Origin of the sequence: Pseudomonas sp. GOM6 (assembly GCF_029537485.1) — a bacterium.
Classification (GTDB): Bacteria; Pseudomonadota; Gammaproteobacteria; order Pseudomonadales; family Pseudomonadaceae; genus Aquipseudomonas.
Genome location: NZ_JARPUS010000010.1, coordinates 74588 through 96549, shown reverse-complemented (window position 1 = coordinate 96549; position 21962 = coordinate 74588). Strand labels below are relative to the sequence as shown.

General features: G+C 61.7%; 20 protein-coding genes. 4 read left to right on the top strand and 16 right to left on the bottom strand.

Annotated elements, in window-relative coordinates; all coding sequences use genetic code 11:
- Window positions 1-57 precede the first annotated feature (57 nt).
- The 10 genes from brnQ to sdhC all read right to left on the bottom strand — a co-directional run bounded on the left by brnQ (window position 58) and on the right by sdhC (window position 13027).
- Window positions 58-1371 carry a branched-chain amino acid transport system II carrier protein gene (brnQ, locus tag P7A97_RS13350; protein WP_277690442.1) on the bottom strand — a complete coding sequence of 438 codons (1314 nt, stop codon included), beginning with the start codon at window positions 1369-1371 and terminating at the stop codon, window positions 58-60.
- 277 nt (window positions 1372-1648) lie between these two features.
- Window positions 1649-2536: a succinate--CoA ligase subunit alpha gene (sucD, locus tag P7A97_RS13345; protein ID WP_277690441.1), complete on the bottom strand. Its 888-nt coding sequence runs from the start codon at window positions 2534-2536 to the stop codon at window positions 1649-1651.
- Window positions 2536-3702, bottom strand: a complete 1167-nt coding sequence (gene sucC / locus P7A97_RS13340) for an ADP-forming succinate--CoA ligase subunit beta (RefSeq protein WP_277690440.1) — start codon at window positions 3700-3702, stop codon at window positions 2536-2538. Before sucC ends, sucD begins: the two co-directional genes overlap by 1 nt.
- Before the next feature lie 188 nt (window positions 3703-3890).
- Complete coding sequence (lpdA, locus tag P7A97_RS13335; RefSeq protein ID WP_277690439.1) at window positions 3891-5327, bottom strand: dihydrolipoyl dehydrogenase; 1437 nt, start codon at window positions 5325-5327, stop codon at window positions 3891-3893.
- A 66-nt stretch (window positions 5328-5393) separates the two neighbouring features.
- A complete protein-coding gene (odhB, locus tag P7A97_RS13330; protein ID WP_277690438.1) occupies window positions 5394-6620 on the bottom strand; it encodes a 2-oxoglutarate dehydrogenase complex dihydrolipoyllysine-residue succinyltransferase in 1227 nt (408 codons plus the stop codon).
- A gap of 71 nt (window positions 6621-6691) precedes the next feature.
- Window positions 6692-9523, bottom strand: coding sequence for a 2-oxoglutarate dehydrogenase E1 component (locus tag P7A97_RS13325; RefSeq protein WP_277690437.1), 2832 nt, complete (start codon window positions 9521-9523; stop codon window positions 6692-6694).
- A 248-nt stretch (window positions 9524-9771) separates the two neighbouring features.
- On the bottom strand, window positions 9772-10491 hold the full coding sequence (locus P7A97_RS13320) for a succinate dehydrogenase iron-sulfur subunit (protein ID WP_277690436.1): 720 nt from the start codon (window positions 10489-10491) through the stop codon (window positions 9772-9774).
- Between the two features lie 11 nt (window positions 10492-10502).
- Entirely contained in the window at window positions 10503-12275 is a 1773-nt protein-coding gene (sdhA, locus tag P7A97_RS13315) for a succinate dehydrogenase flavoprotein subunit (protein ID WP_277690435.1), read from the bottom strand.
- Window positions 12276-12278: 3 nt separating this feature from the next.
- Window positions 12279-12647 carry a succinate dehydrogenase, hydrophobic membrane anchor protein gene (sdhD, locus tag P7A97_RS13310; RefSeq protein WP_277690434.1) on the bottom strand — a complete coding sequence of 123 codons (369 nt, stop codon included), beginning with the start codon at window positions 12645-12647 and terminating at the stop codon, window positions 12279-12281.
- On the bottom strand, window positions 12641-13027 hold the full coding sequence (gene sdhC / locus P7A97_RS13305; protein WP_277690433.1) for a succinate dehydrogenase, cytochrome b556 subunit: 387 nt from the start codon (window positions 13025-13027) through the stop codon (window positions 12641-12643). Before sdhC ends, sdhD begins: the two co-directional genes overlap by 7 nt.
- Before the next feature lie 350 nt (window positions 13028-13377).
- Between sdhC and gltA the strand changes: the two genes are divergently transcribed.
- Window positions 13378-14664: a citrate synthase gene (gene gltA / locus P7A97_RS13300; RefSeq protein ID WP_277690432.1), complete on the top strand. Its 1287-nt coding sequence runs from the start codon at window positions 13378-13380 to the stop codon at window positions 14662-14664.
- 56 nt (window positions 14665-14720) lie between these two features.
- On the opposite strand, the gene P7A97_RS13295 is transcribed toward gltA, so the two are convergent.
- From P7A97_RS13295 to P7A97_RS13285, 3 genes are all read right to left on the bottom strand, one after another.
- Entirely contained in the window at window positions 14721-15329 is a 609-nt protein-coding gene (locus P7A97_RS13295) for an START domain-containing protein (RefSeq protein ID WP_277690431.1), read from the bottom strand.
- A 42-nt stretch (window positions 15330-15371) separates the two neighbouring features.
- Window positions 15372-15623 (bottom strand): YkgJ family cysteine cluster protein, encoded by a 252-nt coding sequence (locus tag P7A97_RS13290; RefSeq protein ID WP_277690430.1) that lies wholly within the window; start codon window positions 15621-15623, stop codon window positions 15372-15374.
- Between the two features lie 97 nt (window positions 15624-15720).
- Window positions 15721-16602: an NAD(P)-dependent oxidoreductase gene (locus P7A97_RS13285; protein WP_277690429.1), complete on the bottom strand. Its 882-nt coding sequence runs from the start codon at window positions 16600-16602 to the stop codon at window positions 15721-15723.
- A gap of 141 nt (window positions 16603-16743) precedes the next feature.
- Between P7A97_RS13285 and P7A97_RS13280 the strand changes: the two genes are divergently transcribed.
- The 3 genes from P7A97_RS13280 (at window position 16744) to rhtA (ending at window position 18587) form a co-directional block, all read left to right on the top strand.
- Window positions 16744-17286 carry an exonuclease domain-containing protein gene (locus P7A97_RS13280; protein WP_277690428.1) on the top strand — a complete coding sequence of 181 codons (543 nt, stop codon included), beginning with the start codon at window positions 16744-16746 and terminating at the stop codon, window positions 17284-17286.
- Window positions 17287-17356: 70 nt separating this feature from the next.
- Window positions 17357-17638, top strand: coding sequence for a pyrimidine/purine nucleoside phosphorylase (locus P7A97_RS13275; RefSeq protein ID WP_277690427.1), 282 nt, complete (start codon window positions 17357-17359; stop codon window positions 17636-17638).
- A gap of 73 nt (window positions 17639-17711) precedes the next feature.
- The gene (gene rhtA, locus P7A97_RS13270; RefSeq protein WP_277690426.1) at window positions 17712-18587 is read left to right on the top strand and encodes a threonine/homoserine exporter RhtA; all 876 of its coding nucleotides are present in this window, start codon (window positions 17712-17714) and stop codon (window positions 18585-18587) included.
- Here rhtA and P7A97_RS13265 read toward each other — a convergent pair whose 3' ends face one another.
- Genes P7A97_RS13265 through P7A97_RS13255 form a run of 3 tightly spaced genes read right to left on the bottom strand, consistent with a single transcriptional unit; the run spans window position 18588 to window position 21919 of the window.
- On the bottom strand, window positions 18588-19691 hold the full coding sequence (locus P7A97_RS13265; RefSeq protein ID WP_277690425.1) for a saccharopine dehydrogenase NADP-binding domain-containing protein: 1104 nt from the start codon (window positions 19689-19691) through the stop codon (window positions 18588-18590).
- Between the two features lie 9 nt (window positions 19692-19700).
- Window positions 19701-21476: an ABC transporter transmembrane domain-containing protein gene (locus P7A97_RS13260; protein ID WP_277690424.1), complete on the bottom strand. Its 1776-nt coding sequence runs from the start codon at window positions 21474-21476 to the stop codon at window positions 19701-19703.
- A complete protein-coding gene (locus P7A97_RS13255; protein ID WP_277690423.1) occupies window positions 21473-21919 on the bottom strand; it encodes a thiol-disulfide oxidoreductase DCC family protein in 447 nt (148 codons plus the stop codon). Before P7A97_RS13255 ends, P7A97_RS13260 begins: the two co-directional genes overlap by 4 nt.
- Window positions 21920-21962 lie beyond the last annotated feature (43 nt).

The following is a 21962-nucleotide window of genomic DNA, read 5'->3' as shown; positions in this document are numbered from 1 at the left end:
GTGCCAGATATGCCAAACAAGCGGTTGGGCGCGCCAAAAGGCGCGCCCTAGAGGGATTTAACAGGCTTGCGCGTGCGGCTCGCCACGCAAACGGTCGAACACCGCAGCGCAGAACAGGGTCAGCGCCACCGGCAACAGCCAGCCCAGCCCCTGCGCAGCCAGCGGCAAGTGGCTGAAGAAGCCTGGAACCATGCCGTTCAGGCCAGCGGCATTGAGACCGTCGACCAGACCAAACAACAGTGCAACCAGCATAACCGGCACAAACACCCGCGACTGCGAACGCCACAGACCATTGAGCAGGCTGAGACCGACCAGCACGATAGCCAGAGGATAGAGGCCGACCAGTACCGGGATGGAGAAGCTGATCAGCTGGGTCAGCCCCTGATTGGCCACCACCAGGCTGAACAGGCCACAGATCAACACCACGCTGCGGTAGGACAGTGGCACGAGCTTGCTGAAGTACTCACCACACGCGGTCAACAAGCCCACAGCGGTAGTCAGACAGGCCAGGGTAATCACGACCGCCAGCAACAGGCTGCCATACAAACCAAACGTGTGCTGCACATAGGTGGTCAGGACTTGAACACCATTCTGCGCATCGCCGGCAATGCCCTGGCTGGTCGCGCCGAGGTAGAACAGTGCCAGGTAGACCAGCGACAGGCCGACTGCCGCGATGACACCGGCAATCACCGAGTAACGGGTGACCAGGCCCTGATCGTCCACGCCGCGATCACGAATGGCCGTGGCGATAACGATACCGAACACCAGCGCGCCCAGGGTATCCATGGTCAGGTAACCTTCGAGGAAACCCTTGATGAACGGCATGGCCTGGTAGGCCTCGCTGCTCTGGCCGATCTCGCCAGCCGGCACGGTCAGTGCAGCGCCGCCGAGGACCAGCAGCGACGCCAGTAGCACGGGGGTGATGAACTTGCCGATGCTGTCCACCAGCTTGCCGGGGTTAAGGGCCAGGAACAGCACTGCGGCGAAGTAAGCCAGGGTGTAGATCAAAAGTGGCGTGCCGTCATTGCCAGTAAAGGGCGCGATGCCCATTTCGAAAGACACGACGGCCGTACGCGGAGTGGCGAACAGCGGGCCAATGGCCAGGTACACGGCAACAGCCAGCAGCGTACCGGCCTTGCGTCCCAGGGGAGCGGTCAGCTCGTCCATGCCCCCGCCGACGCGCGCCAACGCGACCACGGTCAGCAGCGGCAAACCGACGCCGGTGATCAGAAAGCCGAACGCGGCGGACCAGACATGTTCACCCGCCGCCATACCGGCGCTGGGTGGGAAGATGATGTTGCCTGCCCCGAGGAACAGGGCGAAGGTCATGAAGCCCAAGGCCAGAAGGTCGAGGCTTTTCAAACGAGTCATAGCAGGAAGTACCACAGGCAGAAATTCATGGAATACGGCAGGGTTTCCGCTGGATTGGGAAACGTCACCATCCCGGTTGGAGGATGGCCACTGGCTTTCCCTGCCCTACCCTTGTGGGGCCTGGCGGGAAAATAGTTGCAATACTAACGATTCGGGCGACAAACCGCGGCAGATGCCGGTCGGGCTGTCGATGGCACGCAACAAAGTGTCGCCAGAGCGCAAGTTGCGGCCATGAAAAAGGCCGCCCGCAGGCGGCCTCTTCCCAGTCACGAAAGCCTTAGGCCTTCTTGACTTCCCAGCCAGTCAGCTCGGCCAGGGCCTTGCCGATGTCAGCCAGGGAACGCACGGTTTTCACACCCGCGTCCTGCAGAGCAGCGAACTTCTCGTCCGCAGTACCCTTGCCACCGGAGATGATGGCGCCAGCGTGGCCCATGCGCTTGCCGGGCGGCGCGGTCACACCAGCGATGTAGGACACCACCGGCTTGGTGACGTTGGCCTTGATGTAGGCTGCCGCCTCTTCTTCAGCGGAACCGCCGATCTCACCGATCATCACGATCGCTTCGGTCTTCGGGTCTTCCTGGAACAGCTTCAGGATGTCGATGAAGTTGGAGCCCGGGATCGGGTCACCGCCGATGCCCACACAGGTGGACTGGCCGAAGCCGGCGTCGGTGGTCTGCTTCACGGCTTCATAGGTCAGGGTGCCGGAACGCGACACGATGCCTACCTTGCCCGGCAGGTGGATGTGACCTGGCATGATGCCGATCTTGCACTCGCCGGGAGTGATCACGCCCGGGCAGTTCGGGCCGATCAGGCGTACGCCCAGCTCGTCACACTTGACCTTGGCGTCCAGCATGTCGAGGGTCGGGATGCCTTCGGTGATGCACACGATCAGCTTGATGCCGCCGTTGGCCGCTTCCAGGATCGAGTCCTTGCAGAACGGAGCCGGAACGTAGATCACCGAGGCTTCAGCGCCGGTGGCTTCTACAGCTTCCTTGACGGTGTTGAACACCGGCAGGCCCAGGTGGGTGGTGCCGCCCTTACCGGGGGTCACGCCGCCAACCATCTTGGTGCCGTAGGCGATGGCTTGTTCGCTGTGGAAAGTACCCTGCGAGCCGGTGAAGCCTTGGCAGATGACTTTGGTGTCTTTATTGATCAGGACGCTCATTACTTGCCCTCCGCGGCTTTAACGACCTGCTGGGCAGCGTCGGTGAGGCTGGTAGCCGCGATGATGTTCAGACCGCTGTCGGCCAGGACCTTGGCGCCCAGCTCGGCATTGTTACCTTCCAGACGCACGACAACTGGCACTTTCACGCCGACTTCCTTCACCGCGCCAATGATGCCTTCGGCAATCATGTCGCAACGAACGATACCGCCGAAGATGTTCACCAGAACGGCAGCTACGTTGCTGTCGGACAGGATGATCTTGAAGGCTTCGGTCACGCGCTCTTTGGTCGCGCCACCACCTACGTCGAGGAAGTTGGCCGGCTTGCCGCCGTGCAGGTTGACGATGTCCATGGTGCCCATGGCCAGGCCAGCACCGTTGACCATGCAACCGATGTTGCCTTCCAGCGCAACGTAGTTCAGTTCCCACTTCTGCGCATGAGCTTCACGAGCGTCGTCCTGGGACGGGTCGTGCATGGCGCGCAGCTTGGGCTGACGGTACATGGCGTTGGAGTCGATGTTGATCTTGGCGTCCAGGCAGTGCAGGTTGCCGTCCTTCTTGATCACCAGCGGGTTCACCTCCAGCAGCGCCAGGTCGTAGTCCTGGAACAGCTTGGCCAGGCCAACAAAGATGTTGGTGAACTGCTTGATCTGGTCGCCTTGCAGGCCCAGCTGGAAAGCCAGCTCGCGGCCCTGGTACGGCTGAGCGCCGACCAACGGGTCGATGGTGGCCTTGAGAATCTTCTCAGGGGTGTCGTGAGCGACTTTCTCGATGTCCACGCCACCTTCGGTGGAAGCCATGAACACGATACGGCGGCTGGAACGGTCGACAACGGCGCCGAGGTACAGCTCCTTGTCGATATCGGTGCAGGATTCAACCAGAATCTTGCTGACCGGCTGGCCATTGGCGTCGGTCTGGTAGGTCACCAGGTTCTTGCCCAGCCAGTTGGCGGCGAACGCCTTGGCGTCTTCCTTGTTCTTGACCAGCTTGACGCCGCCCGCTTTACCGCGGCCACCGGCGTGCACCTGGGCTTTGACAACCCACTCGCTGCCACCGATCTTTTCGCAGGCCGCAGCCGCTTCTTCCGGGGTGTCTACAGCGTAGCCAGTGGATACCGGCAGGCCGTATTCAGCGAACAGCTGCTTACCCTGATACTCGTGAAGATTCATGCTTATCTACCGTTCTTCGTTTAGGTATTGCGCATTCGGCGCTGCGCTCATGGCACCGCGCCACCTGTGACTGCTCTGGTTAGCAGTCCGACGGACATTCCTGCGACCGACTCTAGCGAATCGCCGCGGGCCGCCCGCCGTGGTTGTGCCGCTGCATGAGCGCCCCGTTATACGAGGCGCTCGCTGCATCAACGCTTCTTGCGATTGGCGATGTGGATGGCGTGGCCATTCACCGCCAGGGCTGCTTCGTGCAGTGCCTCGGACAGAGTCGGGTGCGAGAACACCATCATGCCCAGGTCTTCGGCGCTGGTGCCGAACTCCATGCCGATGGCGCCCTGCTGGACCAGCTCGGCCGCGCTCGGACCAATTACATGCACACCCAGCACGCGGTCGGTGTTGGCATCAGCGATGACCTTGACCAGACCAGCGGTGTCATTGGCAGCCATGGCACGGCCACTGGCGGCAAACGGGAAGGTACCGACGTTGATCGCTACGCCTTCGGCCTTGAGCTGCTGCTCGGTCTTGCCGACCCATGCTATTTCCGGGTGGGTGTAGATCACCGACGGAATCAGGTCGTAGTTCATCTGCGCCTTGTGACCGGCGATACGCTCGGCAACCATCACGCCCTCTTCGGAGGCCTTGTGCGCCAGCATGGCGCCGCGTACCACGTCACCAATGGCGTAAACGCCCGGCACGCTGGTCTCGCACTGATCGTTGACGTAAATGAAGCCGCGCTCGTCCAGCGTAACTTCGCTGTCGGCAGCCAGCAGGTCAGTCGTCACGGGACGGCGACCGACGGCGACGATCAGCTTGTCGAAGGTCATCTTCTGCTCGCCAGTGGCGTCGGTGAAGGTCACGGTGACCTGCTTTTTCTTCACTTCACTGCCGGTGACGCGAGCGCCCAGGCGGATGTCCAGGCCCTGTTTGCTGAAAATCTTCAGCGCTTCCTTGGAGATCTGCTCGTCGGCGCTGGCGAGGAACTTGTCCATTGCTTCCAGCACAGTGACTTCGGCGCCCAGACGGGCCCACACCGAGCCAAGCTCCAGACCAATAACGCCGGCGCCGATCACACCCAGCTTCTTCGGTACGGCCTGGAATTCCAGAGCTCCGGTGGAGTCGACGATCACGTCCTGATCAACCGGAGCCGGCGGGATATCGACCGGACGGGAACCGGAAGCGAGGATCACGTTTTCGGCTTCGACGATCTGAGTCTTGCCGTCCAGACCGGTGACTTCCACTTTCTTGCCGGCCAGCAGCTTGCCGTGGCCTTCCAGCAGGGTGACGCCGTTGGACTTGAACAGGCCGGCGACCCCGCCAGTCAGGTTCTTGATGATGGTGTTCTTGCGCGCGACCATCTGCGGCACGTCGATGGTGACGCCCTTGGCCTCGATGCCGTGCACTTTGAAGCCTTCATGGGCCTCGTGGTACTTGTAGGAGCTGTCCAGCAGCGCCTTCGACGGGATGCAGCCGACGTTCAGACAGGTGCCACCCAGGGCCACCTTGCCATCCTTGTCCTGGTACTTCTCGATGCAGGCGGTCTTCAGACCGAGTTGAGCTGCTTTGATGGCGGCTACATAGCCGCCGGGGCCGGCACCGATGACTACCACGTCGAATTTCTGGGTCATAACGTATTCCTTCTCAAATAAACCGGACGGCCCTGCTTATAGGGCCGCCGTTGGAGAAACTGGCTTTTAGATATCCAGCAGCAGGCGCGCCGGGTCTTCCAGCAAGTTCTTGATGGTTACCAGGAAGGTCACGGCTTCCTTACCATCGATCAGGCGGTGGTCGTAAGACAGCGCCAGGTACATCATCGGGCGAATCACCACCTGGCCATTGATGGCCATCGGGCGTTGAATGATGTTGTGCATGCCCAGAATGGCGGCTTGCGGCGGGTTGACGATCGGGGTCGACATCATCGAACCGAAGGTACCACCGTTGGTGATGGTGAAGGTGCCGCCGGTCATCTCGTCGATCGACAGTTTGCCTTCACGCGCCTTCTTACCGAAGGTGGCAATGCCGTTTTCGATCTCGGCCAGGCTCATCAGCTCGGCGTTGCGCAGTACCGGCACTACCAGGCCACGGTCGCTGGACACGGCCACGCCGATGTCCTGGTAGCCGTGGTAGACGATGTCGTTGCCGTCGATCGAAGCATTGACCGCCGGCAGACGCTTCAGCGCCTCGACAGCGGCCTTGACGAAGAAGGACATGAAGCCCAGGCGCACGCCGTTGTGGGTCTTCTCGAACAGATCTTTGTACTTCGAACGCAGGGCCATGACCTCGGTCATGTCGACTTCGTTGAAGGTGGTCAGCTGAGCCATGGTGGATTGGGCTTCAACCAGACGCTCGGCAACCTTGGCACGCAGACGGGTCATCGGCACGCGCTTCTCGACGCGGTCGCCTGCGGCAAACAGCGGTGCATCGGCAGCCGGAGCAGCCGGCTTGGCGGCCGGGGCAGCAGCCGGAGCGGCTTTCTTGGCGGCGACAGCAGCGACGGCGTCTTCCTTGGTCACGCGACCACCTTTGCCGGTACCGGTAATGGAGTTCGGGTCGATACCGCCCTCCTCCGCAATTTTGCGCGCAGCCGGAGACAGGATGGCGTCATCGGCGGCAGCCGGAGCGGCAGCAGCGGCAGGTGCCGCGGCTGGAGCGGCAGCAGCCGGAGCAGCGGCGACCGCAGAGCCGGCATCACCCAGCTTGCCCAGCAGTTCGCCGGACAACACGGTGTCACCCTCGTTCTTGACGATCTCGGCGAGAACGCCGTCGGCTTCGGCGAGTACTTCCATCACCACCTTGTCGGTTTCGATGTCGACGATAAGCTCATCGCGCTTGACCGCATCGCCCGGCTTCTTGTGCCAGGTAGCCACGGTGCCGTCGGCAACCGATTCCGGGAAGGTTGGGGCTTTGATCTCGATAGCCATTGTGTGTGTTTCCTTAAATTCGTTTCTTCAGGGGGCGACGACCCATGCCGTCGCCCCAATGCGCGAAGGCGTTAAACAGTAAAGGCGTCGTTCAGCAGTTTTTCCTGCTGCTCAGCGTGCATCGAAGCGTAGCCACAGGCCGGCGCGGCCGAGGCATCGCGACCGGCATACTCAAGGAACAGGCCCTTTTTGTGCGCAGTAGCAACGCGACGCATGTGGTGCTGACTGCAGTACCAGGCGCCCTGGTTCATCGGCTCTTCCTGGCACCAGACGATGTGCTTGACGTTCTTGTACGGGGCCAGGGCCTCGGTCAGGTCGTCTTCCGGGAACGGATAGAGCTGCTCGATACGGACGATGGCGATGTCTTCGCGACCTTCTGCACGACGTTTGGCCAGCAGGTCGTAGTAGACCTTGCCGCTGCACAGCACGACGCGATCGACCTTCTTCGGATCGATCGGATCGATCTCGCCGATCACAGTCTGGAACGAGCCTTCGGCCAGTTCTTCCAGGGTCGAGATGGCCAGCGGGTGGCGCAGCAGCGACTTCGGTGTCAGCACGACCAGCGGCTTGCGCAGCGGTCGAATCACCTGGCGGCGCAGCATGTGGTAGACCTGCGCCGGCGTGGTCGGCACGCAAACCTGCATGTTGTGCTCGGCACACAACTGCAGATAGCGCTCCAGGCGTGCGGAGCTGTGCTCCGGGCCCTGCCCTTCATAACCATGCGGCAGCAGCATGGTCAGGCCGCACAGACGCCCCCACTTGTGCTCGCCACTGGAGATGAACTGGTCGAACACCACCTGGGCACCGTTGGCGAAGTCACCGAACTGGGCTTCCCAGATCACCAGCGCGTTCGGCATGGTGGTGGCATAGCCGTATTCGAACGCCAGTACCGCTTCTTCCGAGAGGAAGGAGTCGTACAGCTGGAAGCGCGGCTGACCTTCGTACAGGTTCTGCAGCGGCAAATAGGTGGTGGCGTCTTTTTGGTTGTGCAGCGCCGCATGGCGGTGCGAGAAGGTGCCGCGCCCCACGTCCTGACCGGTCATGCGCACCGGGTGGCCTTCGAACAGCAGGGTCGCGTAGGCCAGGTTCTCGGCGTAGCCCCAGTTGATCGGCATGGCACCGGCGGTCATCTTGGCGCGGTCTTCCAGCACTTTGGCGACCTGACGCTGCAGCACGAAACCTTCTGGGATTTCCAGCAGCTTGCTAGCCAGATCCTGCAGCGTCTTCAGCTCGAAGCGTGTGTCGTGACGCGCGGTCCAGGCATGCCCCAGGTAGGGTTTCCAGTCGACGAACAGTTCCTTGTTCGGCTCCTTGACCAGGCTCTTGACCACATGCTGGCCATTGTCCAGTGCGCTGCGGTATTCCTCGACCTTGGCCTTGACCGCCTCTTCATCGATGCGACCGCTCTGTACCAGGCTCTCAGCATACTGCTCACGCGTGGTGCGCTGCTTGGCAATCTGCTGGTACATCAGCGGCTGGGTGCCGCTCGGCTCGTCGGCCTCGTTATGACCGCGACGACGGTAGCAGACCAGGTCGATGACCACGTCGCGCTTGAACTGCATACGGTAGTCAACGGCCAGCTGGGTGACGAACAGCACAGCTTCCGGGTCGTCGCCATTCACGTGCAGGATCGGCGCCTGGATCATCTTGGCGACGTCGGTGGCGTACTCGGTGGAACGCGCATCGTCGGCACGACTGGTGGTGAAGCCCACCTGGTTGTTGATGACGATGTGGATGGTGCCACCGGTCTTGTAGGCACGGGTCTGCGACATCTGGAAGGTTTCCATGACCACGCCCTGACCGGCGAATGCCGCGTCACCGTGAATGGAAATCGGCAGTACCTTGTCGCCGGTCGCATCCTGACGGCGATCCTGGCGCGCACGCACGGAACCCTCGACCACCGGAGAGACGATCTCCAGGTGCGACGGGTTGAATGCCAGCGCCAGGTGCACTTCACCGCCCGGAGTCATGACGTTGGAGGAGAAGCCCTGGTGGTACTTCACGTCGCCAGAGGACAGGCCTTCGACCTGCTTGCCTTCGAACTCGTCGAACAGATCGCGCGGGTTCTTGCCGAAGGTGTTGACCAGTACGTTCAGACGGCCGCGGTGGGCCATGCCGATGACGATTTCCTGGGTGCCGTAGGAGCCAGAACGCTGGATGATCTCGTCCAGCATCGGAATCAGGCTCTCGCCGCCTTCCAGACCGAAACGCTTGGTCCCCGGATACTTGGTGCCCAGGTATTTTTCCAGGCCTTCGGCAGCAGTCAGGCGCTCAAGCACATGGCCTTGCACGTCGGCGGAGTACGCCGGGCGGCCACGCACGCTTTCCAGACGCTGCTGGAACCACTTGCGCTGATCGGAGTCGACGATATGGGTGAACTCGGCACCGATGGTGCGACAATATGTCTGCTGCAGGGACTCGTGGATTTCTCGTAGAGTCGCCTCCTCCTTGCCGATGTAAAGCTCACCGGTGCGGAAGGTAGTGTCGAGGTCAGCGTCGGTCAGTCCGTAATGGTTGACCGCCAGGTCGGCCGGCACAGGACGCTGCCACAGACCCAGCGGGTCGAGCGACGAAGCCTGGTGGCCGCGCATGCGGTACGCCTGGATCAGACGCAGTACTTCCACCTGCTTCTTCTCGTGCTCGCTGCTCACGCTCCCGGCGGATACCGGTTGAGCGCGGCGCTGGTTCTTGGCCAGCAGCACGAACTGATCGCGCACCGTGGAGTGCGAGACATCAGTGGCGGAATTGCCATCAGTCGGCAATTTCTGGAAGTAAGTGCGCCATTCTTCTGGCACAGCGTTGGGATCGTGCAGGTAGAGCTCGTAGAGCTCTTCCACGTAGGCTGCGTTGCCACCTGATAGGTGGGCGCTTTCCCACATGCGCTGCATCACGCTTTCTTGCATGCTTGGTCACCCTCGGTAAGGGGACACCACCGGCGTGGAAGCCGTAACTTGGCCATTCAAAGTCCTGAAGCAGCGACTCGGTAAGCCACTACGGATCCCGCAGATAGTCCGGGCACCAGCCCGGATGCCCCTGCTGGTCGTCATTTCTTTTCAAATAAGAACCCTGGCTTTGTGAGCTGGGGTTCTGGGTTTTACTGCCCGACGAATCGCTCCGCCGGGCAGGTGTTACAGGTGAAACAGTGGCGCTATCAGGTACCGCTCTGCAGCAGCATGTTGCGTACGTGACCGATAGCCTTGGTTGGGTTCAGACCCTTCGGGCACACATTCACGCAGTTCATGATGCCGCGGCAGCGGAACACGCTGAACGGGTCATCCAGGGACGCCAGACGCTCGTTGGTCTTGGTGTCGCGGCTGTCGGCCAGGAAACGATAGGCCTGCAGCAGCGCAGCGGGACCGAGGAATTTGTCCGGGTTCCACCAGAAGGACGGGCAGCTGGTGGAGCAGCACGCGCACAGGATGCACTCGTACAGACCGTCCAGCTTCTCGCGCTCTTCCGGGCTCTGCAGACGCTCGATAGCCGGGGCCGGAGTATCGTTCTGCAGAAACGGCTGCACCTTCTCGTACTGCTTGTAGAAGATGCTCATATCAACAACCAGGTCACGAATGACCGGCAGGCCCGGCAGCGGGCGAATCACCAGCTTGTCACCCTTCACCACGGTGGAGATCGGAGTGATGCAGGCCAGGCCATTCTTGCCGCTGATGTTCATGCCATCGGAGCCGCAGACGCCTTCACGGCAGGAGCGACGGTAAGAGAAGCCTTCGTCCTGTTCTTTGATCAGGGCGAGAACGTCCAACACCATCAGATCCTTGCCGTCGATCTCAACGGTAAAGTCCTGCATGAACGGTGCAGCATCTTTTTCCGGGTTGTAGCGATAAACGCTGACTTGCAAAGTTTTACCAAGAGACATACTGGCCATCCTCAATAAGTACGCACTTTCGGTTCGAATGCGGGAACGGTCTTAGGCGCGAAGTTTACATCGCGCTTGGCAACACGTTTCTCACCCGGGAAGTACAGGGAGTGGCACAGCCAATTGGTGTCGTCGCGATCCTCGAAGTCTTCGCGGGCATGTGCGCCACGGGACTCGGTACGGGTATCAGCGGCGATGGCAGTGGCTTCGGCCACTTCCAGCAGGTTCTGCAACTCCAGCGCTTCGATACGCGCCGTGTTGAAGGCCTGACTCTTGTCGGCGATCTTAACGTTGCCGATGCGCTCGCGCAGGTCAGCAAGCTGAGCGATGCCCTTCTTCATGTATTCACCAGTACGGAATACACCGAAGTAGTTCTGCATGCACTGCTGCAGCTCTTTACGCAGCGGAGCCACGTCTTCGCCGTTGCTGCGCTCGTTGACGCCGGACAGGCGCTTGAGCGAAGCCTCGATGTCGGTCTCGCTGGCACTGCGGGTTTCGACACCTTCTTTCAGTGCCTTCTCCAGGTGCAGACCGGCAGCGCGACCGAATACCACCAAATCGAGCAGCGAGTTGCCGCCCAGACGATTCGCGCCGTGTACCGATACGCAAGCCACTTCACCTACAGCGAACAGACCTTCGATGATCTTGTCGTTGCCGTTGGCGTCCTGAGTGATGGCCTGACCATGAATGTTGGTGGCTACGCCGCCCATCATGTAGTGGCAGGTCGGGATAACCGGAACCGGAGCAACCACCGGATCAACGTGAGCAAAGGTCTTCGACAGCTCACAGATGCCCGGCAGGCGGCTGTGCAGCACGTCCTCACCGAGGTGATCAAGTTTCAGAAGCACGTGATCCTTGTCCGGACCACAGCCGTTACCGGCAATCACTTCCTTGACCATGGAGCGGGCAACCACGTCGCGGCCAGCCAAGTCTTTGGCGTTCGGCGCATAGCGCTCCATGAAGCGCTCGCCGTGGGCGTTGATCAGATAGCCACCCTCACCACGGCAGCCTTCAGTAACCAACACACCAGCGCCGGCAATACCGGTCGGGTGGAACTGCCACATCTCGATGTCCTGCACCGGCACGCCAGCACGCAGGGCCATGCCCACGCCATCACCGGTATTGATCAGGGCGTTGGTGGTGGAGGCGTAGATACGACCAGCACCGCCAGTGGCCAGGACCACGGCCTTGGAGCGGATGTAGACGGTTTCGCCGGTCTCAATGCAGATGGCGATGATGCCGACAATGGCACCGTCCTGGTTCTTCACCAGGTCGACGGCGTACCACTCGTTGAGGAACGAGGTGCCAGCTTTCAGGTTGGCCTGATACAGGGTGTGCAACAGCGCATGACCGGTACGGTCGGCCGCAGCGCAAGTACGAGCAGCCTGGCCACCTTTGCCAAAGTCCTTGGACTGGCCACCGAACGGACGCTGGTAGATACGACCCTGCTCGGTACGGGAGAACGGCAGACCCATGTGCTCAAGCTCGAACACAGCTTCCGGGCCTACAGAGCACATGTATTCGATCGCGTCTTGGTCGCCGATGTAGTCGGAGCCCTTGACGGTGTCGTACATGTGCCAGCGCCAATCGTCGTTCGGGTCGGCCGACGCGATGGCGCAGGTGATGCCGCCTTGAGCGGACACAGTGTGCGAACGGGTCGGGAAGACCTTGGTTACTACCGCGGTCTTGTGGCCACCCTGGGCCAGTTGCAGCGCGGCACGCATGCCTGCGCCACCGCCACCGACGATGATGGCGTCATAGGAAAGAGTACGAATGCTAGACATGGATCAGAAACTCCACAGGATCTGCACACCCCAAACAAATACGACGAACTGAAGCACGCCGCACAATGCCTGGATGAGAAAACGCACAGCAGTCGCCCAACGGCCGATAGCCATAGGGGTCAGGTAGTCGGTAGTGATGGTCCACATGCCGACCCAGGCGTGCACGATGAGCGCAACCAGAGCCAGCAGGCTGAAGATGCGCATTGCAGTGTGAGAGAACAGAGCATGCCACTCGGCATAACCGAGGCCTGGATGAGCTACCAGGTAGCCAATCAGGAAGATGAAATAAGCCGCGAGAACAACCGCAGAAACACGCTGAGCCATCCAGTCATAGAGACCCGAGCGAGAGAAGTTGGTGACGTTGGTTACCATATCCAGATCCCCGCCAGAACGATGACCACCGCCGATACGGCGATGACGATCTTCGAGCCCAGCTTGCCGCCTTCCAGCGACTCGCCGACACCCATGTCCATGATCAGATGGCGCACACCGGCCACCAGGTGATACAGCAGAGCGGACAGCAGCCCCCACACAATCAGCTTGGCCAGCGGACTGGTCAGACACGCCTTGACTTCTGCAAAGCCTTCCTCGGAAGCCAGGGATTTATCGAGCGCATAGAGCATCACGATGATTCCCAAGAAGAGGATGACACCGGAAACACGGTGCAGAATGGACGTATAAGCTGTGACTGGGAGTTTTATGGTCCTGAGATCTAGGTTTACAGGTCGTTGGCTATTCACGGCTTTTTTCACACTAGAGGCCCCTAACAAACAGGGCAAGTTGTCGGGAAGTGCACTGGTCAGGTACCCCTCACCAAGGGAGTGCCAGCCGCCTGCTTGCAGGCTTTCAAGCCATTGGCGGCCGGGCGCAGAGTATAGACAGTTAGGTCACTAATGACAACGCAGAGACCCTCGCTTAAAAGCGGATTGCGCCTGCCTATATAAATGTCGTATTAGGCCCCGACAGTCGCCCTAAAACAGGGCTGAAACCCCTCTGCTGCCTGGGTTTTCGCAAATTGACTTTCAGATTTATGGCTCTATAGTGTCCCGGGCCCTGCGTGGGGGGCTGTCTGATGATTCCAAGCATAAACAGGAGGCCGCACATGGCTGACAAAAAAGCGCAGTTGATCATCGAGGGCAATGCCCCCGTAGAGCTGCCCGTACTGACCGGCACCGTCGGTCCCGATGTTGTCGACGTGAGGGGCTTGACCGCCACGGGTCGCTTCACTTTTGATCCTGGCTTTATGTCGACCGCCTCTTGCGAGTCGAAGATCACCTACATCGACGGCGACGCCGGTGTCCTGCTGCACCGCGGCTACCCCATCGAACAGCTGGCCGAAAAATCCGACTATCTGGAAACCTGCTACCTGCTGCTGAACGGCGAACTGCCCAACGCAGAAGAAAAGGCCAAGTTCGTCAGCACCATCAAGAACCACACCATGGTTCACGAGCAGCTGAAGAACTTCTTCAACGGTTTCCGCCGCGATGCCCACCCGATGGCCATCATGTGCGGTGTCGTCGGCGCCCTCTCCGCCTTCTACCACGACTCGCTGGACATCAATAATCCGCACCATCGTGAAGTCTCGGCCATGCGCCTGGTCGCCAAAATGCCGACCATCGCCGCCATGACCTACAAGTACTCCATGGGCCAGCCCATGATGTACCCGCGTAACGACCTGAACTACGCGGAAAACTTCCTGCACATGATGTTCAACACCCCGTGCGAGATCAAACCGATCAGCCCGGTACTGGCCAAGGCAATGGACCGCATCTTCGTCCTGCATGCCGATCATGAGCAGAACGCCTCCACCTCCACCGTGCGTCTGGCCGGCTCTTCCGGTGCCAACCCGTTCGCCTGTATCGCCGCCGGTATCGCTGCGCTGTGGGGCCCGGCTCACGGCGGCGCCAACGAGGCCGTCCTGAGCATGCTGGACGAAATCGGCAGCGTCGAGAACATCGATAAGTACATCGCCAAGGCCAAGGACAAGAACGATCCGTTCAAGCTCATGGGCTTCGGTCACCGCGTGTACAAGAACTTCGACCCGCGCGCCAAGGTCATGAAACAGACCTGCGACGAAGTACTGGCTGAGCTGGGTATCAATGACCCGCAGCTGGAGCTGGCCATGAAGCTCGACGAGATTGCCCGTAACGATCCGTACTTCAAGGAACGCAACCTGTACCCGAACGTGGACTTCTACTCGGGCATCATCCTGAAAGCGATCGGCATTCCGACCAGCATGTTCACCGTGATCTTTGCCCTGGCTCGTACCGTCGGCTGGATCTCGCACTGGAAGGAAATGCTCTCCAGCCCTTACAAGATTGGCCGTCCGCGCCAGCTGTACACCGGCTATGATCGTCGCGATCTGGTACCGCTGGAAGAGCGCGGCTAAGCTCGCCTCCTCCAACCAAAAGGGCTGCCCATTGGCAGCCCTTTTTCATTTCAGCCTCAGCGCTTTTCGGCCATGGCCCGCAGTTGTTCCAGGGTATTGAACGGCGCATCCACCACGAAACTGTTGGCCAGCCAGGAAGGCACACTACCACCCGGCTCGGTATGCACCTGATAGGTTACCTCGACCTTGCCCGCGCCCTTCGGCACCAGACGCCAGTAGCCTTCCAGGCTGGCGACCCGCACATTGCCGTCTTTCTCCGGCATAAACCGCGGCTGGCCTTCGAGCGTGCGCAGCAGGCTGCCATCGGCGCTCTCTTCCGTTACCACATGCAGCACCGAATCGCGCGCAGTCACCGGCCAAGGCATATCGAAACGGGTATAGACCCAGCTTTCCGCGCCTTCGTGCTTGAGCAGACGCTGCTCGGCACAGGCATGAATCCAACTGCAGGAACCTGTGACATCCTCCTGCAGGGCGCGTAGCGTGGCCATATCGCTGGCAATGGTGGTAACCCCGCGGTAAGCCTTGTATTTCGAACCCTGCACGTCGCTCAGGTAGATCTGGATACCGGCTTCATCCTTGGCCAGCTTCCAGTCTTCGGCTTGCGCCATGGCGCTGCCCAGCAATGCAAAGGCGAACAGAGCCGCCGCTCTAGACGAAATCATCATCGATCCTCAGGAGAATTAAGCCCGCCTGCGCAGGCATGAAAATCAGGCCGTGGCGAGTTCCAGCCAGCCGATCAGGCGAATGGCTTCTTCGCGGCTATCGCCACAGACCTCGATATCAGCGGCAAAGCCCGAACACACCGCAGGGCGCTCGGGCTGACCAAAAATAGTACAGAGCGACTCAGCCGACAGATGCAGGCAGCGCACCCCGGCCGGCTTGCCATTGGGCATGCCGGGTATGGGAGAACTGATGGATGGCGCGATACAGCAAGCACCGCACCCGGGACGACATTGCATCAAGCAACCCGTGAAAGCTGAAAGGCGGCGATTCTAACGCTTCGCCCAGTAAAGCGCGCTACCGGCAGGCAGGCGCTTTACCACCAGGCGCCCTACCTCAGGCCTTGCCCGGCACCTGCTTGAGCCGGGCGATCAGGCTGGAGGTATCCCAGCGCCCCCCTCCCATGGCCTGCACATCGGCATAGAACTGATCGACCAGCGCGGTCACCGGCAGCTGGGCGCCGTTGTGACGAGCCTCGTCCAACAGGATCGACAGATCCTTGCGCATCCAGTCGACGGCGAAGCCGTAGTCGAACTTGCCCGCCAGCATGTTCTGATGACGATTCTCCAACTGCCAGGACTGCGCCGCGCCCTTGCTGATCACCTCCATGGCCGCATGCCCATCGAGGCCCGCACACTGGGCGAAGTGCAGGGCCTCGGACAGCCCCTGCACCAGGCCGGCGATGCAGATCTGGTTGACCATCTTGGTCAACTGACCACTGCCCACCGGGCCCATGCACTTGATCATCCGCGCATAGCTGTCGATAACCGGTTCGGCGCGCTCGTAAAAAATAGCGTCACCGCCCACCATCACCGTCAGCACGCCATTCTCGGCCCCCGCCTGGCCACCGGAAACCGGGGCATCAAGAAAACCCAGCTCACGCTCGGCAGCCTGGACGGCGAGCTCGCGGGCGACATCTGCAGAGGCCGTGGTGTGGTCAACCAGCACACTGCCGGGCGCCATCCCGGCCAGGGCTCCGTCAGCCCCCAACACCACACTGCGCAGGTCGTTGTCATTACCCACGCAGACCATCACGAACTCGGAACCTAGTGCCGCTTCACGAGGAGTCGGCGCACTGCGCCCGCCATGCTCGGCACACCAGCGCTCGGCTTTTTCCGCAGAGCGGTTGTACACACAAACCTCGTGGCCATTGCGAACCAGATGGCCGGCCATCGGGTAGCCCATCACACCCAGGCCGATAAAGGTCACTTTCGCCATGCTGCATCTCCTTGAACACCAGGCAGCAAGCATATCCCGGATACAGCCTCGAATCCCGGCACAGTTGCCGGCCAAATCTGCTCGGGCTTTGCTCAGCGGCACCAGCCCGACCATACTGGCGCAACGCCATGGAGAGCCGTTATGCCGCACTGGTTGATCATCGACCTGGAAGCCACGACCGAAGAAGGTGGCTGGCCAGTGGAAGACATGGAAATCATCGAGATTGGCGCCAGCCTGGTCACCACCCTCGGCCATGAGGTGGCGCATTTCCAGCGGTTCGTGCGCCCCCTGCGCCGTCCTTGCCTCACGGCCTTCTGCAGCGAGCTGACACGCATCAGCCAGGCCCAGATCGACAGCGCCGCCTCGCTGTCGCACGTCTGGCCGCAGTTCGAACAGTGGCTAGCGCCACACCAACCGAGACTGGCTGGCTGGGGCAGCTGGGGGGAGTACGACCGCCGCCAGCTGCAGCAGGAATGGCGGCAGCACGGATTGTCCAGCCTCCTGGCCAACCTACCCCATCACAACCTCAAGCAACTGTTCGCCGAAAAGCGTCAGCTCAGGCGTGCCGTCGGCCTGAACAGCGCTCTGCAGCTGGCCGGTCTGCACTTCCAGGGCCAGCAGCACAGAGCGCTGGAAGACGCACGCAATACCGCGCGCCTGCTGCCACTGATTTTCCCTGATTGAGCCGGATGACTGCGCTGCCGTGCTTGGGCATACTGGCGAGCCTTTTTTAACCCCTCCCTAGGAGCCCAGCATGTTCAAGGTCAACGAGTACTTCGACGGCACCGTCAAATCCATTGGCTTCGCCATGAGCGAAGGTCCGGCCACTATCGGCGTCATGGCTCCTGGTGAATACGAGTTCGGTACGGCTCAACTGGAAGTGATGCACGTGATCGCCGGCGCCCTGACCGTCAAGCTGCCGGGCAGCGAGAACTGGGAAACCTTTGCTGCGGGTAGCCATTTCACCGTGCAGGCCAACAGCAAGTTCCAGCTCAAAGTTGCGGTCGACACTGCCTACCTCTGCGAATACCGCTAAGTTGCAAGCGCCCTAAAAACCGGCCTGCGGGCCGGTTTTTGTTTTTCTGACTTCCTTGCTTTCGGAACAGCTCATGTCGCGCTCGACTGCAGTGTTTCTGCCCATCGCCCTGCTGGTCATAGCCATGACCTCGATTCAGAGTGGCGCCTCCGTGGCCAAGGGGCTGTTTCCCCTGGTCGGGCCGGAGGGCACCACGGCCCTGCGTTTGAGCCTGGCGGCCTTGATCCTCGGCGTGATCATGCGTCCCTGGCGCACCCGCCCGAACTTCGCGGCCTGGCGTTCGCTGGTAGGCTATGGCCTGTCGCTGGGTGGCATGAACCTGCTGTTCTACATGTCGCTGAAAACCATTCCGCTAGGCATTGCCGTCGCCCTGGAGTTCACCGGGCCGCTGGCCCTGGCGCTGCTCTCCTCGCGCCGCCTGCTGGACTTCGTCTGGGTCGTCCTGGCGGTATTTGGCCTGTGGCTGCTGCTACCGGATACCCGCTCTACCGACCACCTCGACCCGCTGGGCATGGCCCTGGCGCTGGGCGCGGGCCTGTGCTGGGCGCTGTACATCCTCTTCGGGCAGAAGGCCGGCGCGGCCCACGGCTCGCAGACCGTAGTGTTCGGCACCCTGGTCGCGGCACTGCTGGTATTTCCCATCGGCCTGAGCCAGGCCGGCAGCACGCTGTTCTCCCTCGATCTGCTGCCGATTGCCCTGGCCGTCGCGGTGATGTCGTCTGCCCTGCCCTACAGCCTGGAGATGTTCGCCCTCACCCGCATGCCGGCACGCACCTTCAGCATTCTGATGAGCATGGAGCCGGCAATTGCCGCGCTGTCAGGCCTGCTCTTTCTCAGCGAGCGCCTGGCGGCCAGTCAGTGGCTGGCTATCGGCGCCATCATCCTTGCCTCAGCCGGTGCCGCCGCGACCATTCGCCCGCAAGGCAAGCCCCCAGTAGGCGAGCCCTGATCAGCACTCGCGCAGCGCCTGGCTGATGGACAATCCCTGTAGTTCGGCCAGGTAATCGGCCTGGCTGAGCAGACCGACACTGGGCATGGCGCCGCGCTCGTGCAGCGTGTCTGCCGCCAATTTACGCGCCAGCGCCACGGCGGCCATACAGGGAATATTCGGGCCGTCGTTATGCGCTGCCAGCAACTCCCAGCACAGCGTCTGCCCCCGGCCTACCTGATCCAGCCCCTGCAGGCGTACGAACATGCCACTGCGGCCATCGCCGAAACGCTCAACCGAAACCGCCCGGCGATGCAGGAAGTCGGTCAACGGCACCGCGCTGCGCAACAAACCGCTGCGCACCAGCCAGGACAGGGCCCAGGTGCCGAACTGGGGCAGGCGCAAACCGACCCCGGCCGAAAAACGCACGTCACGCACACCGGGATAACGGGCCGCAAACAGCTGCAGATCGGGAATATCGCAATTGGCCACCCAACGCGAACCCAGCGGCTCCGGGAAATCATGCCGCGCCAGATCCTGCCAGCCATAGACGTTCTGCCAGCGACCATCGCGCCATTGCTGGAACGGTTTACCGCAGTAATCCAGCACCGCCGCCAGGGTCGACGCGCCCGGCGTTTTCTCCGAAGAGCTGATGCCATGCCAGATGCTGTCCAGCCGGGAAAACCGTGGCAACAACTCGTCGATTACCGCCGCAGCCAGCGCCGGCACCGAGCTGGCGCCGCTGCACACCAGCACATCGGCGGCCCGGGCCCTGGCGTCGAGTTCACCGATACCGCAGACGAAGCTCCTGGCATCGGCCAGGTCGATGTAGTGCATGCCTGCGGCGATGACTGCCTCGGGCACCCGATAATCCTGGCGCTGGAAGGGGCCGGCGGTGGAAATCAGCAGCTGCGCGCCAAGCTCGCGCAGGCGTTCTGCCAGGTCACCGGCGTTCATATCCAGTTGCAGCGCCTGGCTGCCAGTCTGCCGCGCCAACGCTTCGGCCTTGGCCAGGTCACGCCCGGCCACCCATACTCGCATGTTGCTGGCGGCCAGCTTGCGCACTATGACCTGACCGAAATTGCCGTAGCCACCCAGCACCACCACGCCAAAATCCTTTTCCACTTTCCTTCCTTAGGCGCGCTCTCCGCGCTCGGTATTGAACTGCAGTTCGGCCAGGCGGGCGTACAGCGGATTGCTCAGCACCAGCTCGCCATGGGTTCCAATAGCCTGCAACCGCCCCTTATCGATCACCGCGATGCGGTCGGCGTTCTTTACCGTGGCCAAACGGTGGGCGATGACCAGGGTGGTGCGCCCGCTCATCAGCGCCGGTAGCGCCTGCTGGATCAGGTGCTCGCTCTCGGCGTCCAGCGCGCTGGTGGCCTCGTCCAGCAGCAGGATCGGCGCATCCACCAGCAACGCACGGGCAATCGCCAGACGCTGGCGCTGGCCGCCCGACAAGCCCACCCCAGCCTCCCCCAGATGGGTCTGATACCCCTGAGGCAAACGTTCGATGAACTCATGGGCATGCGCCGCCCGCGCGGCCGCCTCGATGTCCGCATCACTGGCGGCGGGCCGGCCATAGCGCAGGTTGTCCGCCACGCTGCCGAAGAACAGCGCCGGATTCTGCGACACCAGGGCGAAGCAGCGGCGCAGATCGGCCGGATCGAGCCTGCTGATCGGCACGCCATCGACCCGAATCTCACCCTGCTGCGGGTCGAAGAAGCGCAACAGCAGATCGAACAGGGTCGACTTGCCGGCACCAGAAGGGCCGACCAGCGCCAGGGTTTCCCCGGCCTGGACCTGCAGGTCGATACCGGCAATGGCCGGATGATCGAGTCGTGTCGGGTAGGCGAAGTGCACATCACGCAGTTCCAGCGCACCACTGACCCGACTCGGCAGCTGCAACAGTCCATCGCCTGGCGGCGTGATGGCATTGCGCGTGCGCAGCAGCTCGGCGATACGCTCGGCCGCGCCTGCGGCACTCTGCAGCTCACCGATCACTTCACTGATGGCGCCGAAGGCCATGCCGACGATCAGGCTGTAGAACACGAAAGCGGCCAGATCACCGCCACTGATGCGCCCGGCGATCACGTCCATGCCGCCGACCCAGAGCATCACGCCCACCGCGCCCAACACCAGCACGATCACCACGGTAATCAGCCAGGCGCGCTGGCGAATGCGCTTGCCGGCCGTGGCGAAGGCCGCCTCTACGGTGCCAGCGAAATGCTGGCGATCCTGCTCTTGGTGGTTATAGGCCTGTACCGTTTTGATCTGGCCCAGGGTCTCACCGATATAGCTGCCCACATCCGCCACCCGATCCTGGCTCTGCCGCGCCAGGTTGCGCACCCGGCGACCGAAGATCAGGATCGGCGCCACCACCAGCGGCAGCGCTGCCATGACGATGGCGGTGAGTTTGGCGTTGGTGACGAACAGCAGGCCGATGCCACCGATCAGCATGATCAGGTTGCGCAGGGCCATGGACAGCGACGAGCCAATCACCGTCTGCAGCAAGGTGGTGTCGGCGGTCAGGCGCGACTGGATCTCCGAGGCCCGGTTGCTCTCGTAGAAGCCCGGATGCAGTTCGATCAGGTGGTCGAACACGCGCTTGCGGATATCGGCGACGAAACGCTCACCAATCCAGCTCACCAGATAAAAGCGGGTGAAGGTGCCCACCGCCAGAGCCAGCACAAGCACGAAGAACAGGCCAATGGAATGACGCAGCGCCTCAGGCGACTGGGTGGCCAGGCCCTGATCCACCAGCAGACGGATGCCCTGGCCCATGGACAGGGTAATGGCCGCGGTAAACAGCAACGCAGCCAGCGCGCCCGCCAGGCGCCAGCGATAGGGCCGGATGAAGCGCCAGGCCATGCCCAGCGCCTGGCGCCGACTACCAGAAATCAGGCTCATGAGTGCGACTCGCCATCGATGAAACGAGCCTGGTGATCGGCACTGGGCAGCAAGCAGCTGTCATAGCGACCGAACAGGCGGTAGCGGTTCAGCGCGATACGGTCATAACACCAGTCGCGCAATGACCGCGGCAGGACGCGTAAGCCGCTCAGCAAGCGCCAGCCGCCCGACAACTGACTGAGCACACGCAGCACCGCATCGGAGCGAACAAACAGCTGGGAGCCCTCGATATAGGCCATCGTCTCGAAGCTATCGGTCGGCAGACCGAACCAGGCCAGAATCGCCTGGCCTTCCTGCGACTGTACCGAGCAGAGGCGGAATCGCCGCTCAGCATCATGACGAATCAGAAACTTCGCCCAGCCATTACACAGGCGGCACACCCCGTCGAACAGCACGACGCGCTCATGGGCCTGGATATGCGGCGGTAATCCGGTGTCTGGCATGGGGACGTCCTTGTTGGTCATGATGCGAAGCGCTAACGCCTGT

Excerpts from the sequence above, each read along its gene's own strand:
- P7A97_RS13260 (WP_277690424.1), bottom strand. The coding sequence starts at position 21,476 with ATGAGCCTGATTTCTGGTAGTCGGCGCCAGGCGCTGGGCATGGCCTGG.
- brnQ (WP_277690442.1), bottom strand. The coding sequence starts at position 1,371 with ATGACTCGTTTGAAAAGCCTCGACCTTCTGGCCTTGGGCTTCATGACC.
- P7A97_RS13255 (WP_277690423.1), bottom strand. The coding sequence starts at position 21,919 with ATGCCAGACACCGGATTACCGCCGCATATCCAGGCCCATGAGCGCGTC.
- P7A97_RS13285 (WP_277690429.1), bottom strand. The coding sequence starts at position 16,602 with ATGGCGAAAGTGACCTTTATCGGCCTGGGTGTGATGGGCTACCCGATG.
- P7A97_RS13290 (WP_277690430.1), bottom strand. The coding sequence starts at position 15,623 with ATGCAATGTCGTCCCGGGTGCGGTGCTTGCTGTATCGCGCCATCCATC.
- odhB (WP_277690438.1), bottom strand. The coding sequence starts at position 6,620 with ATGGCTATCGAGATCAAAGCCCCAACCTTCCCGGAATCGGTTGCCGAC.
- lpdA (WP_277690439.1), bottom strand. The coding sequence starts at position 5,327 with ATGACCCAGAAATTCGACGTGGTAGTCATCGGTGCCGGCCCCGGCGGC.
- P7A97_RS13295 (WP_277690431.1), bottom strand. The coding sequence starts at position 15,329 with ATGATGATTTCGTCTAGAGCGGCGGCTCTGTTCGCCTTTGCATTGCTG.
- P7A97_RS13325 (WP_277690437.1), bottom strand. The coding sequence starts at position 9,523 with ATGCAAGAAAGCGTGATGCAGCGCATGTGGGAAAGCGCCCACCTATCA.
- sucC (WP_277690440.1), bottom strand. The coding sequence starts at position 3,702 with ATGAATCTTCACGAGTATCAGGGTAAGCAGCTGTTCGCTGAATACGGC.
- rhtA (WP_277690426.1), top strand. The coding sequence starts at position 17,712 with ATGTCGCGCTCGACTGCAGTGTTTCTGCCCATCGCCCTGCTGGTCATA.
- P7A97_RS13320 (WP_277690436.1), bottom strand. The coding sequence starts at position 10,491 with ATGTCTCTTGGTAAAACTTTGCAAGTCAGCGTTTATCGCTACAACCCG.
- sucD (WP_277690441.1), bottom strand. The coding sequence starts at position 2,536 with ATGAGCGTCCTGATCAATAAAGACACCAAAGTCATCTGCCAAGGCTTC.
- sdhA (WP_277690435.1), bottom strand. The coding sequence starts at position 12,275 with ATGTCTAGCATTCGTACTCTTTCCTATGACGCCATCATCGTCGGTGGC.
- gltA (WP_277690432.1), top strand. The coding sequence starts at position 13,378 with ATGGCTGACAAAAAAGCGCAGTTGATCATCGAGGGCAATGCCCCCGTA.
- P7A97_RS13275 (WP_277690427.1), top strand. The coding sequence starts at position 17,357 with ATGTTCAAGGTCAACGAGTACTTCGACGGCACCGTCAAATCCATTGGC.
- sdhD (WP_277690434.1), bottom strand. The coding sequence starts at position 12,647 with ATGGTAACCAACGTCACCAACTTCTCTCGCTCGGGTCTCTATGACTGG.
- P7A97_RS13280 (WP_277690428.1), top strand. The coding sequence starts at position 16,744 with ATGCCGCACTGGTTGATCATCGACCTGGAAGCCACGACCGAAGAAGGT.